Here is a 13,824-nt window from a genome sequence, read left to right as displayed (position 1 = left end):
AATTAATGATTACCTCTATTCTTAACTGGAAATAGTGGATACCAATCATTAGCTCCCCACCAAAATACTATCGGACATGTATTCGAAATATTTCTCCATGTAAAAAAATGACTTCCAGTTCCTAATGTTTTATATGAAGGGGGAGTCATACCTAGTGGACGTAAACTCGGTGCTGTCAAGTGATCAATTGATTTAATTATTTCAAATCCCTTTTCTAACAAAATATTTTCATATCTAATTCTACGTTCGGCACTTGAGAAAAAATTCTCAGCTTTTGGATAGGCTGAATCTCTAAAAGCATATTGTTCATTACCCATTCCATAATTCCTTTCAAATGCAGATTCGATGAATTCTAAGATTTCTTCTCCTAACACAGATTTTATTGGATAAATATGATTATAATCTGGATTATAATTATAAAAACTAATTTTAGGATTATTTTCAATCTCAACTACTCTATAAAATTTCAATCTATTATTTAATCTATTATTTAATTTAGTATCAATTGCATATCTTACATTATTTGAAGCCCAAGAATGAAGAATTACAAATGATGCAATTATTCTAATTCCAGATGCAAGAAATTTTTCGTTACCATAATTTTTAATTTCTTCTAAAATATCTTCTCTAAAAGTTCCTCCTGATGCTAAAATATCATCTAAATAAAGCCAGTTTTTTATTTCTTTATTTCCACACTCATTAATTGAATAGTCATATTTCTCTTGTAAAATTTCATCTATAAAACTTAAAAAAACTTTTTGACTTTTTTCGATTTCTTGACAATCTAGAAATCTAGTTTCATCCAAAAACGCTTGAACACTATCATACCCAAAATCTTTCCTCAAGGTTTCAAATTCCTTCCCTAAAATTTCAAGAGTATTCTCTTTCGTTAAATAACTATTAGGTAACAAATGTAATAATTCCTCAAGAAGAAATTCTCTGTCCTCTTCCTTAAATTGTTCCACCCAGGTCTTTACATGTTTCTCGTTAACTTCTGTTTGATAAAATATTCCTAAATCTTCCTTTCTATAATCTTTAATAATTTCAACTATTTCTTGTATTAGTTTTTCCATAATTTATTTAATTTTCTTAAAAGCAATTCTTATCATAACTTAAAACCAAATTTAACAGTTTGATTATCTGCAATTTTACGGAAAACCTTATTAGAAAAATTTGAATTGTAATTAACCAAAAATATAAATTAACAATTCTAAACTACTAAGTACATATACCTGTTTTTAAATTCAAAAAAAAACGTTTAATAAATCAAAATCTATTAAACGTTTTAAAAATATTTTATGAAAAAGTAAACTCTTACCCCTTCCCCCAAATCCTAGTATTTAAATCCATTTCATGAACAATATCATGCATGAATTTCACAATCGAAAGATCCCCGGTAAGTAAATCGGGATCTAAATTCGAGGAATGAATAGTTGTTTCAAAGTAATTGTATGACAACGGAAAAGCAATATAAATTCTAAATTCCAAACAAAAAAACAAAAAACCTTACCTTTCTTTAAATTTATCTCCAAAACATTCCGATTTTAGCATTATCAAAAAAAATATTCAAACAAAATGAATAAAAATATAACCGCACTTTACAATATAGCTCAAAAAGAGACCCGAAAAATAGTAGGCTTAATGTCCGGAACTTCGCTCGATGGACTCGATCTTGCACTTTGCGAAGTTTCGGGTTCTGGCGAAAACACGGTTGTAAAAATCCAGCATTTTGAAACTATTGATTACAATGAAGACATTAAACTGGAAATCAGAAAAGTCTTTGCTAAAAAAACAATCGATTTTCAGCATTTGGTTTTATTAAATGAATGGATTGCCAATTTGCATGCCGGAATGATAAACGATTGTCTTTCAAAATGGAATATTCCCGCAGACGAAGTTGATTTAATAGCTTCGCACGGGCAAACGGTTCTGCATGCGCCAAAGTTTTTGCATCAGCAGGAAAAGTTCCCCAATGCAACTTTACAAATTGGCGACGGCGATCATATTGCGGTAAAAACCGGAATTATCACTTTATCTGATTTCAGACAAAAACATGTTGCTGCCGGCGGTGAAGGCGCACCTTTGGCCGTTTATGGCGATTATTTGTTATTCAGTAAAAAAGGCGAAAACCGAATTATGCTCAATATGGGCGGCATTGCAAATTTTACGTATTTACCCGCATCTCAAAACGCCAGCGACGTTTTTGTAACCGATACCGGAACCGCAAATACTCTGATTGATATTTTTACGAAACAATTTTTTCCTGAAAAAAGTTACGATAAAGATGCCGAAATTGCCAAAAGCGGAACTGTAAATCAGGAACTTTTAAGCGAATTAAAAAGTAATTCTTTCTTCCACAAAAGTTTTCCAAAAACCATTGGTCAGGAATTATTTAATCATGAATTTGTAAATTCCGCTTTGGTAAAATTAGGTTTAGAAAACATTTCGGCACCAGATTTGCTTGCGACTTTAACACGCCTCAGCGCTGAGACAATAGCAGAAGCTGTTTTGTTTGTAATACAAAATACAAAAACACCAATTGGAGAGTTTACAGTTTATATGTCTGGCGGAGGCGCGCGAAATCCGTTATTGGTGAGCTGGTTAAAGGAATTATTGTCTTGTAAATTTGAAACCAGTGATGTTCTCGGAATTTCGGGCGATGCAAAAGAAGCGGTTTTATTTGCTGTTTTGGCCAATGAAACTGTTGCGGGAGGAAATTATAATTTTGGTTCACAAAAAGGAATTCCATCAGTAACAATGGGAAAAATTTCTTTTCCGGATTAAACATAAAATTTAGCCACAAATTACACTAATTGCACTAATTTTTTTCTTAAATTATTCTTTTAAAAAATTATTGTGAAAATTCGTGGAATTCGTGGCAAAAACAAACTATTTTTGGTTCTTGTTAAAATTAAAGATTAAAATGCATAAAAATCAGCACTTACTATATACTATCATACTTTTATTTTTCTTTGGATTAAAATCAACTTCACAAGAAAAAATAATGCATCCTAAAAATGAATTTAGAGGTGTCTGGATTGCAACTGTGGTAAATATTGACTGGCCAAAAACGGCCGCAGATATTGTTGAAAAAGAAAAAGCTGATTATTTAGAGATTTTAAATACTTATAAAAAACTAAACTACAACGCTGTTATCGTTCAGATTAGAAGCGTTGGTGATGCATTTTACCCTTCAGAATTAGCTCCATGGTCAAGATTTTTAACCGGCAGAGAGGGCACGCCTCCGAGTCCGTATTATGATGCACTGGCCTGGATGATTGAAGAAGCACATAACAGAGGTTTTGAATTTCATGCCTGGCTCAATCCGTACCGTGCGACTTTCGACTTAAACAAACAGCAATTAAGTCCCAATCACGATATTTTTAAACATCCGGAATGGATGATCGAATACGGCGGCAGATATTATTACGATCCTGCCCTGCCGGAAGTTCAGACACATTTAACAAAAGTCGTAAAAGAAGTTGTTGATAAATACGATATCGATGCGATTCATTTTGATGATTATTTTTATCCTTACGCTGTTCCCGGAAAAGTCTTTAACGACACGGCTTCTTACAAAAAATACGGTTCAGGTTTAAGCCTTGCCGACTGGCGCCGTGCGAATGTAAGCAACTTTGTACGCACGATTTCTACAACTATAAAAACCAGCAAACCTTGGGTTCAATTCGGAATTAGTCCGTTTGGGGTGTGGAGAAATAAATCTGTTGATCCACGGGGTTCAGAAACACAATCGACTGCCAATTATGACGATTTATATGCAGATCCTGTTTTATGGATGGATCAAAAATGGATCGATTATATACTGCCGCAATTATATTGGAGTATGAATAATACGAGAGCATCTTATTCTAAATTAGTAAAATGGTGGTCAGAAAACTCTAATAATACGGCTGTTTATATTGGACACGCTTCTTATAAAATCAGAGGCGACAGTGATAAAAGCTGGAATTTCGTTTATGAAATTCCAAACCAGATCGATTTTGCAAGAAGTTTCAAAAATGTATCAGGAAGTGCTTATTTCAGTGCAAAATGGTTCATGGACAAAAATTTTGACATTACCCGAATTTTACAGGAAAACCAGTATAAATATCCGGCTCTTCCGGCGGCGGTGCCAAATTTAAAACGCATTATTATTGATACACCGGTTATTACAGATTTTACAAAAGACACTTTAAAATATACTTTCAGTATTAAAAATCCACTAAATACAAAAGTGCGCTATATTGTTATTTATGGTGGAGAGCACATTTCTAAAGTAGATACAAACGATGCCGAAAAAATAATTGACAAAGTAAGAGCTGTTGAAAAAGACGGCATAATAACATTTTCTGTTCCCGCAGAAAAAATCAATATGTATAAAGCTTGTGCTGTGACATTTATTGATTATTTTGCGAACGAAAGCACCCCAACTGCTGCCGACTTAAAAAAGAATTTTAAAATCTATTCACCTGCTCAGCCTAATGAAAACAGATAATAAACCCTGGTTCTGGATTCCGCTTCTTAATTTTGCATCTGGATTACCGTACGCCGTAATCATTTCGGTTTCGGTAATTATGTACAAAAATTTAGGTATTTCAAATGAAGATATTGGCGTTTACACCAGCTTATTATACTTACCTTGGGTTATAAAACCGCTTTGGAGTCCGTTTATTGAATTAAAAGGAACCAAAAGAAAATGGTTTTTATCGATGCAGTTATTAATTTCGATAGCATTTTTACTTGTTGGGCTTACAATCCCTGCCAACGGATTTTTCATGATGACTTTAGCAATTTTCTGGGTTGCCGCTTTTGCTTCGGCTTCTAATGATATTGCTAGTGATGGTTTTTATTTATTGGTTTTGCCAAAAGAACAGCAGTCTTTTTTCCTAGGAATAAGAAGTACTTTTTACAGACTCTCAATGCTTGCCGGAAACGGGTTAATTGTACTTTTTGCAGGATATCTGGAACATAAATATGGCGATAATACCAAAGCCTGGTCGTATACTATGATTATTGTTGGTTTATTAATGACTTTTATTACGATTTATAATTTCATTTTTACACCAAAAACCGAAATTAATTTAGCAGAAAATAACGCCCATCATCATCAGAGCTTTGCTGCTATATTTGTAAGCTTTTTTAAGAAAAAACAAATTGGCTTAATTCTGGCTTTTATTTTGGTTTTCAGACTGGGAGAATCACAGCTGTTAAAAATGCTGAGTCCGTTTTTATTAGACAAAAGAGAATTAGGCGGAATGGCCTTAGATACTGAATCTGTTGGAATAATTTATGGAACGCTGGGTATTTTTGCGTTAACAATTGGTGGGATTTTAGGTGGTATGGCGATTTCAAGACATGGTCTTACCAAATGGATGCTTCCAATGTTTTTGGCCATGCATCTGCCAATTCTTGGTTTTATCGGATTAGCACATTTTCAGCCGCAAGAGCTTTTCCATCTTCATATAAATTTATATTTTTTCGAAATAAATTCTCCACTAAATCTTTATACCTGCATAACCGTTATTTTAGAACAATTTGGCTATGGTTTTGGTTTTACCGGCTTTATGATGTATTTAATTCATGTTGCCGAAGGAGAATCAAAAACAGCGCATTATGCACTTGCAACCGGTTTTATGGCATTAGGAATGATGCTTCCGGGAATGTTGAGCGGGTTTATACAACAATTTTTAGGCTATCAAAACTTTTTTGTATGGGTTTTTATAGCGACAATTCCAGGTCTTATTTTATCACGTTTTTTAATTTTCCCGAAAGATTTTGGGAAAAAATCTGAAGAAGTTTAACCCCAAATCAAACTCTTACTTTATGGAAATCAATGAAAATTTGCAGGCCGAACGCAACTTAAAAGGAGCTGAGTTCGAGAAAACAGGAAATCTTGAAAAAGCAATTGAACTTTATGAGGAAAATGTCGCAGAAAGCTTTAAAGGGAATCATCCTTACGATAGATTAGCAACAATTTACAAAAACCAAAACGATCTCGACAATGAGATCAGAGTTTTGGAGAAAGCAATTGTTGTCTACGAAGAAATTACAATTGAAGACCGTTTAGAAGGGTTGCCAAAACTTTTCCGTTTTAAAAACAGATTAGAAAAAGCTATTGAAACTAAGAAGCAATTGGCGAAACAAAAGAAAGCAAAACTGAAATAAAATATTCTTTTTAAACACATAGATACATAGACTTTATTTTGTGTAAAAAGAGTAGATATAAATAGAAACGAGTTTCTCTACACATAGCTATGATTGTTTAATGAAGTAAAAAACATTTAAGCGCTCCAAAAACTATACATCTATGGTAGAAAAATTAACTCAAAAGTAATCATGATTAACATAAAACGAACCAATTCAGACGATATTGATTTTATAAATCTGGTTGCTTTATTAGATCAGGATTTGGCAATTAGAGATGGTAAAGATCACGCGTTTTACAATCAGTTTAATAAAACTGATAAAATAAAACATGCTATTGTTTATTATGAAGATAATATTCCGGTAGGATGTGGCGCTTTTCGCGAAAAAGAACCTGGAAAAACAGAAATCAAACGCATGTATGTGCATCCTGATCACAGAAAAAAAGGAATTGCTTCTGCCGTTTTAAAAGAACTTGAAATTTGGGCCAAAGAAGCTGGTTTTACTTATACGATTCTCGAAACCGGAAAAAACCAGCCCGAAGCCATCAGCTTATATCAAAAATTAAACTATACCATAATACCCAATTATCCGCCTTATGAAAAGATGGATAATAGTGTCTGCATGAAAAAGACTTTATAATAATGAAAATAACAGCCGAAGCACTAAGACAAAGAATAGGACAATTTTTCTTTCCAGCCGTTTTTATCAACGATACCGAAGAAAACATCCAGGAAACAGAACGCCTTATTAGAGATCATAATATTGGCGGACTGACCTTTTTTCATAGTCGTGCGAGTGCTGCAACCAATTATGAAAGCAAGAAAAAAGTTGTTTTTAATGACGACAGCTATGAAAAAATCAAAGCCTTAATTATTCGTTATCAAAAAGCAGCTTCAACGCCGCTTTTAATTAGTATTGATGCCGAATGGGGTTTGGCAATGCGCATCGAAAAAACACCGCAGTATCCGTACTCAATTACACTTGGGGCATTGCCCGAAAATAAAGCAGATTTGGTTTTTGAAGTTGGAAAACAAATTGGACTGGATTTAAAAGCCGCCGGAATTCAGTATAATTTATCGCCTTTGGCAGATATTAATAACAATCCGGATAATCCGGTTATTGGCTATCGTTCTTTTGGTGAAAACAAAGAAAAAGTTGCCAGTTTTGCGGTTGAATATTTAAACGGAATGTCGGAAGTGGGAGTTTTAGGCTGCCTGAAACACTTTCCAGGACACGGAAATACCAATGTCGATTCGCATTTAGGATTACCGGTTTTAAAGGAAACTTTAGAAGAATTATTAGAAAACGAATTATATCCATTCATTAAAGGAATTGAAAATAATGTCGATTCGATTATGATTGGGCATCTGGCCGTTCCAAGTTTAAATGGCGGAAAAGATACTTCGGCAACTTTATCAAAAGCGGTTATTCAGGATCTTTTACGTGATAAATTGGGTTATGACGGTTTAGTAATTTCTGATGCTTTAAACATGCACAGTGTTTCTAAATTGTATGAAACCAAAGGTCAACTGGAATGGGAAGCTTTTAATGCCGGAAACGACATTTTATGTTTCGCCGAAAATGTTCCTGAAGGAATTGAAGCTATCTTTAAAAATGCTGCTCCGGACCGCATCTTCGAAAGTTACAGCCGAATCATGAAAGCAAAAGAAAAAGCGGGAATTCTTTCTGGAAATACTGCTGCTTCGGGCAAATTAAATTTCGAAAAAACATCAGCACTAAATCTGCAGATTGCTCAAAATGCGATTACAACAATTGTTGATAATTCAAATTCAGAATCAGCATTTGAAGCGCAGAAAAACAACAAACTAGCCAAGCTGAGTTTATACAAAAATACTGGAAATACATTTTTTAAAACTTTAAATTCAAAATTACCTTCGCCGGAATTTGCTTTTGAAAATTTAGAAAATTCTAATATTCCGGAAATTCAAAAAGAACTGGAAAATTTCGAAACTATTATAATTTCATTGTTTGTTCCAAAGGCAAAACCAGCCAATCATTTTGAAATAAATGATGAAGTTTTGAATTTGCTTTCTAAATTACTTCAAACCAAACAATGCATTATTTATATATTTGGAAATCCGTATGTTTTACCTATAATTCCGAATCTTAAAAAGGCCTTTGGACTGGTTCAGGCGTATCAGGATTTTGACGAATTTCAAAAAACAGCGGGAATTCAATTTTTCGAAAAAAATAGTTTCAACGGAACTTTACCGGTAAATATTGAAATTCAATAAGTTAACAAGCTAAATAGTCAAAATTTATTAACTTATAAATTTTTATAATCACATCTTATTGTAAGAATATATACTTCTGCCCTACTTTTGCACCAGAAATAAATTTTTAACGTAAAACGAAAAATATGTCTTTAGTAGGAAAAAAATTCCCAAGTATTGCAGTAGATGCTATCTCAGAAATGGGTGATAATTTAAAAATCAACATTTTTGAAGAAGCTGTAAACAACAACAAAAAAGTACTATTGTTCTGGTATCCAAAAGATTTTACTTTTGTATGTCCAACTGAATTACACGCCTTTCAAGCTGCATTACCAGAATTCGAGAAAAGAAATACTATCGTAATCGGAGCTTCTTGCGACACAAACGAAGTACACTTTGCGTGGTTAAACACTCCAAAAAATAATGGTGGAATTGAAGGTGTAACTTACCCAATCTTAGCTGATACAAACCGTAACTTAGCTAACATTTTAGGTATCCTTGATATCGAATCTACAAGCTACAGCGAAGATACTGATTCAGTAATCATCGAAGGTTCAAACGTAACTTACAGAGCTACTTACCTTATTGACGAAACTGGAAAAATCTTCCACGAAAGTGTTAACGACATGCCATTAGGCCGTAACGTAAACGAATACTTAAGAATGGTTGACGCTTACACGCACATCCAGACTAAAGGTGAAGTTTGTCCTGCAAACTGGGAAGCTGGTAAAGAAGCGATGTCTGCTGACAGAGTTAGTACTGCTGAATACTTAAGCGCTAATTAAGGTTCTAAGATACTAAGGTTCTGAGTTGCTAAGTTTTTTTTTAAAACTTAACTTTTGAATCTTAGAAACAATTCTACAATAAAGTCACGAGATTCTAAGATTAACTTAGATCTTAGAATCTCAACGACTTAAAAATCTATCAAATAAATCCACATAAAGTTATTCGGTTCGAGAGCAAAACTTAGCATCTTAGAACCTTAGCAACTTAGTGTTTTAAAAATAAAAACTATGTTAATCGACTTAAACGAAGATACGTTAGCAGATTTAGTTGCTAAAAACGAAAAAGTAGTAGTACAATATTCTGCTTCATGGTGTGGAAACTGCCGTATTATGAAACCAAAATTCAAAAAATTAGCTGCTGAAAATGAAGCTTTGACTTTTGTTCTGGTTGATGCAGAAAATTCTCCTGAATCAAGAAAATTAGCTAATGTAAGTAACCTGCCAACATTCGCTACTTTTGTGAACGGACAATTAGTTGGCGAAACACAAACCAACAAACAAGAAGTTTTAATCGATCTTGTTAATGCAATTGCTTAAATTTAGATCGTTAGACTAATTTAGATTTTAGACTTCTTAGATGTTCTAAAATCTAAAAAAGTCTAATATGTCTAAGAATGTCTAAAAATCTAAGAAAGTCTAAATTATGAAGTTACCAGTAATAAAGCATTTGACGCAGTTTATTGAAGAAAACGATCAGGATTATATTATAGAAACTATTGAAGTTCTTGAAGCAATGACCGAAATTCCTTCTCTTAAAGATGAAGAATTAGACGTAATTGGCGAATTGATTTCAAATATGTACGGCGCTCTTGAAGTACAAAAACTTGTAGCTCAGGGAACCGACAAAAAAGAAGCTTTAAATACGTTCATGAAACGTGTTTTAGGTTCTATCGATAAATAAATCGGCCTCTTTTTCAGAGAAAAACAAAAACAAAAAAACATGACTGAGAAAGCGTTTCTATTTTTTAGAGACGCTTTTTTTTAGGATTCAGTTTTCACCGCGGTTTTCAGTTTTTGTGCAATGTCTATTAGGTTAAAATTGTCAGGCTGAGCGAAGTCGAAGCCCACACAAAGAAAATCGATATAGATTTATTCATTTATATTACAGAGCTGCTTTGCGGGGTTTTGACTTGCTTAGCCTGACAAACTAATAAATCTACATGCTAAAATCTTAAATTTCAACATCTAATTTATCAATCTGCAGCTCTCCAAAAACCATTCTAAATCTCTCCTTAAACCCACAACAAATACTTTTAGATTCAAATATTAATCCTTACTTTTGAGCCTCATTAAATTAAACAAAAATCATGGCTTCAATCACATTAGGAGGAAATCCGGTTCATACATCAGGCGAATTACCAGCAGTTGGTTCAAAATTAGCTGACTTCAAATTAGTACAAAACGATTTATCAGTGGCTTCATTAAGTAATTTCGCTGGCAAAAAATTAGTTTTAAATATTTTCCCGAGTGTTGACACCGGAACTTGTGCTGCATCTGTTAGAAAATTTAACGAAAGTGCAAGCGGATTAGAAAATACTACCGTTTTATGTATTTCGAGAGATTTACCATTTGCTCAAAAACGCTTTTGTGGTGCTGAAGGTTTAGAAAATGTTGTAAACTTATCTGATTTTCAAACAGGAAGTTTTGGTAAAGCAAACGGATTAGAAATCGTTGACGGGCCTTTAGCTGGTTTACACTCCAGAGCTATAATTGTTGTCGATGCTGACGGAACAATTACTCATACAGAACAAGTTGCCGAAATTGCAAACGAACCAAATTACGAAGCAGCTTTAGCAGCACTATAATATTATCCACTAAATGGAGTTTCAAAAAGATAATACTTTTGTTACAGGTCGTTTAAAAAGCATTACGTATGCTTTTAAAGGAGCTGTAAAACTGATAAAAACAGAACACAGCATTATGGTACAATTCTCACTGGGAATTGTCATGACTATTGCAGGGTTCTATTTTCATATTTCTCAAACAGAATGGCTTTGTCAAACCTTAGCCATTGGTTTAGTAATGAGTATTGAAGGATTAAATACGGCAGTTGAAAAAATTGCCGATTTTATCCACCCCGATTACAGTAAACGAATCGGATTTATTAAAGATATTGCTGCGGGAGCGGTATTTTTTGCCGCCATGACAGCAATAGCAATTGGTTTGATAATTTATATTCCAAAATTTATATAGGCGGAACGCAAGAATGGCAAAAACAAAAAAAGAAACAGTAGACAAAAAAACCGAATCAAAAGTCTCCGGAATTAAATCCTGGCATTTAACCAAACAGCAAAAGTTTGTTTTGGGATGCCTTTTGATACTCTTTTCTATTGCATTATTAGTTGCATTTATTTCTTTTTATGTCAATGGACAATGGCAGGCAGACCAAAGTGCGGTAAGTCAGCTGGGAGATCGTGACGAAGTTGTACAAAACTGGCTCGGAAAATTCGGAGCTTATCTTGCCGATTTGATTGTTTACAGAGGTTTCGGAATCGCCTCTTTTATTATTGTTCGTTTATTTTTCTTAACCGGATTATTTCTGGCATTGGAACTTTCGACCAAAAAATTAAAAAACACGTGGTTCTGGGATTTGTTTGCTATTATTATCGTATCCATTTTATTTGGATTTTTTGCCACTTCGGCACCGGAACTAGGCGGAACAATTGGTTACGAACTAAATCTTTTCCTTCAGGATTACATCGGAAAAACCGGAACTTTATTAACCCTGCTTTTTGGATTAATTGTTTATCTGATTTTCAAAATAAAAGTATCTCCGGAAAAAATTCAGTCTTATTTTGATTCCACTAAAAACGAATTCAAATCTGAATTAAATTCCATTAAAAAACCTCAGCCGGATCAAGAGCCGGAAAGTGCTTATAATCTGGAAGAATTTGCAATTGAAGAAGATCCTGAATTAGATAATATTCATTTAAAAACAGAAGATTCTCAATTTGAAATTAATAAAGAAGCTTTAAAACCGACAATAAACCATTCATCAGAAATTGAACTTAATCCGATTTTAAAGCCAATTACACCGCCCGTTACTCAAATTACGGCAACTCCTGACGAAGCTTTTGTTATTGAAAAAGCCGAAGAAGAAGATATAATCGAAGAAAACCTTGCTTCCCGCCTTGTTGCAGATTTTGGTTTATTTGATCCAACTTTGGATTTATCCAATTATAAATTTCCAACTATCGATTTATTAAAAGAATATTCGACTGGCGGAATCACTATTAATCAGGAAGAATTAGAAGAAAACAAAAATAAAATTGTAGATACACTTCGTAACTACAAAATCGAAATTGCACAGATTAAAGCAACCGTTGGTCCTTCTGTAACTTTATATGAAATTGTACCCGAAGCCGGAATCAGAATTTCAAAAATCAAAAGTTTAGAAGATGATATTGCTTTGTCATTATCAGCTTTGGGAATTCGTATTATTGCCCCAATTCCAGGAAAAGGAACAATTGGTATTGAAGTTCCAAATAAGACTCCAACTATGGTTTCTATGAAGAGCGTTATTGGTGCGGCTAAATTTCAGGAAGCTGAAATGGAACTGCCAATCGCTTTAGGAAAAACCATTTCAAACGAAACTTTTGTTGTCGATCTTGCCAAAATGCCTCACTTGTTGATGGCCGGTGCAACGGGACAAGGAAAATCTGTTGGTTTAAATGCAGTTTTAACTTCTCTGTTATATAAAAAGCATCCTGCAGAAGTAAAATTTGTTTTGGTCGATCCGAAAAAAGTCGAACTTACGCTTTTCAATAAAATAGAAAGACATTATTTAGCTAAGCTTCCGGATACGGAAGATGCTATTATTACTGATAATGCCAAAGTTGTAAATACTTTGAATTCACTTTGTACCGAAATGGACAACCGTTATTCTTTACTAAAAGATGCAATGGTTCGTAATATTAAAGAGTACAACGAAAAATTCAAATCGAGAAAATTAAATCCGGAAGCCGGACACCGATTTTTACCTTATATCGTTTTGGTTGTCGATGAGTTTGCCGATTTAATTATGACCGCAGGAAAAGAAGTTGAAGTTCCTATTGCCCGTCTGGCTCAGCTGGCTCGTGCTATTGGTATTCACTTAATTATCGCTACACAAAGACCTTCTGTTAACGTAATTACAGGTTTAATTAAAGCCAATTTCCCGGCGAGAATTGCCTTTAGAGTAACTTCAAAAATTGACTCAAGAACAATTTTAGATACTCAGGGAGCAGATCAGTTAATTGGACGAGGAGATTTATTGTATACAAATGGTAATGACGTAATCCGTGTTCAGTGTGCTTTTATTGATACGCCGGAGGTCGAAAAAATTACAGATTTTATTGGTTCACAAAAGGCATATGCCACAGCTTATTTGCTTCCGGAGTTTGTTGGAGAAGAAAGTGGCATTAATCTTGATATGGATATTTCTGAAAGAGATGCCTTATTTAGAGAAGCTGCAGAAATTATTGTCAATGCACAGCAAGGTTCTGCTTCATTACTGCAAAGAAAATTAAAACTGGGTTACAACAGAGCCGGTCGTTTAATCGATCAGCTGGAAGCAGCAGGAATTGTTGGACCATTTGAAGGCAGTAAGGCAAGAAGCGTAAATATTTCAGATTTAAGTGCTCTTGATCAATTTTTTAATAATGAACAAAATTAATCCA

At 33.8% G+C, this 13,824-nt stretch carries 13 protein-coding genes; 12 read left to right on the top strand and 1 reads right to left on the bottom strand.

The window, feature by feature from the left end; genetic code table 11:
- Nucleotides 1-2: 2 nt before the first annotated feature.
- The gene (locus ASE21_RS19810; protein WP_057124431.1) at nt 3-1,073 is read right to left on the bottom strand and encodes a hypothetical protein; all 1,071 of its coding nucleotides are present in this window, start codon (nt 1,071-1,073) and stop codon (nt 3-5) included.
- A gap of 502 nt (nt 1,074-1,575) precedes the next feature.
- On the opposite strand from ASE21_RS19810, the gene ASE21_RS19805 reads away from it, so the two are divergent.
- From ASE21_RS19805 to ASE21_RS19750, 12 genes are all read left to right on the top strand, one after another.
- A complete protein-coding gene (locus ASE21_RS19805; protein ID WP_057124430.1) occupies nt 1,576-2,784 on the top strand; it encodes an anhydro-N-acetylmuramic acid kinase in 1,209 nt (402 codons plus the stop codon).
- 139 nt (nt 2,785-2,923) lie between these two features.
- Nucleotides 2,924-4,495 carry a glycoside hydrolase family 10 protein gene (locus ASE21_RS19800; RefSeq protein WP_057124429.1) on the top strand — a complete coding sequence of 524 codons (1,572 nt, stop codon included), beginning with the start codon at nt 2,924-2,926 and terminating at the stop codon, nt 4,493-4,495.
- Entirely contained in the window at nt 4,482-5,801 is a 1,320-nt protein-coding gene (locus tag ASE21_RS19795) for an MFS transporter (RefSeq protein WP_057124428.1), read from the top strand. Before ASE21_RS19800 ends, ASE21_RS19795 begins: the two co-directional genes overlap by 14 nt.
- A 22-nt stretch (nt 5,802-5,823) precedes the next feature.
- The gene (locus tag ASE21_RS19790) at nt 5,824-6,165 is read left to right on the top strand and encodes a hypothetical protein (RefSeq protein ID WP_056203709.1); all 342 of its coding nucleotides are present in this window, start codon (nt 5,824-5,826) and stop codon (nt 6,163-6,165) included.
- A 171-nt stretch (nt 6,166-6,336) separates the two neighbouring features.
- Nucleotides 6,337-6,786 carry a GNAT family N-acetyltransferase gene (locus ASE21_RS19785; protein ID WP_057124427.1) on the top strand — a complete coding sequence of 150 codons (450 nt, stop codon included), beginning with the start codon at nt 6,337-6,339 and terminating at the stop codon, nt 6,784-6,786.
- Between the two features lie 2 nt (nt 6,787-6,788).
- On the top strand, nt 6,789-8,402 hold the full coding sequence (locus ASE21_RS19780) for a glycoside hydrolase family 3 protein (RefSeq protein WP_057124426.1): 1,614 nt from the start codon (nt 6,789-6,791) through the stop codon (nt 8,400-8,402).
- A 125-nt stretch (nt 8,403-8,527) separates the two neighbouring features.
- The gene (locus tag ASE21_RS19775) at nt 8,528-9,166 is read left to right on the top strand and encodes a peroxiredoxin (protein WP_053471125.1); all 639 of its coding nucleotides are present in this window, start codon (nt 8,528-8,530) and stop codon (nt 9,164-9,166) included.
- A 228-nt stretch (nt 9,167-9,394) separates the two neighbouring features.
- The gene (locus ASE21_RS19770) at nt 9,395-9,703 is read left to right on the top strand and encodes a thioredoxin family protein (RefSeq protein WP_057124425.1); all 309 of its coding nucleotides are present in this window, start codon (nt 9,395-9,397) and stop codon (nt 9,701-9,703) included.
- Between the two features lie 106 nt (nt 9,704-9,809).
- The gene (locus ASE21_RS19765; protein ID WP_008462029.1) at nt 9,810-10,067 is read left to right on the top strand and encodes a DUF6952 family protein; all 258 of its coding nucleotides are present in this window, start codon (nt 9,810-9,812) and stop codon (nt 10,065-10,067) included.
- A gap of 406 nt (nt 10,068-10,473) precedes the next feature.
- Entirely contained in the window at nt 10,474-10,971 is a 498-nt protein-coding gene (tpx, locus tag ASE21_RS19760) for a thiol peroxidase (RefSeq protein ID WP_057124424.1), read from the top strand.
- Nucleotides 10,972-10,984: 13 nt separating this feature from the next.
- Nucleotides 10,985-11,359, top strand: coding sequence for a diacylglycerol kinase (locus ASE21_RS19755; protein ID WP_057124423.1), 375 nt, complete (start codon nt 10,985-10,987; stop codon nt 11,357-11,359).
- Between the two features lie 13 nt (nt 11,360-11,372).
- The gene (locus tag ASE21_RS19750) at nt 11,373-13,820 is read left to right on the top strand and encodes a DNA translocase FtsK (protein WP_057124422.1); all 2,448 of its coding nucleotides are present in this window, start codon (nt 11,373-11,375) and stop codon (nt 13,818-13,820) included.
- Nucleotides 13,821-13,824 lie beyond the last annotated feature (4 nt).

The sequence above is a fragment of the Flavobacterium sp. Root901 genome, assembly GCF_001429765.1.
Classification (GTDB): domain Bacteria; phylum Bacteroidota; class Bacteroidia; order Flavobacteriales; family Flavobacteriaceae; genus Flavobacterium.
The sequence above is the reverse complement of the archived record's forward strand: the minus strand, read 5'-3'. Positions and strand labels throughout refer to the sequence as shown.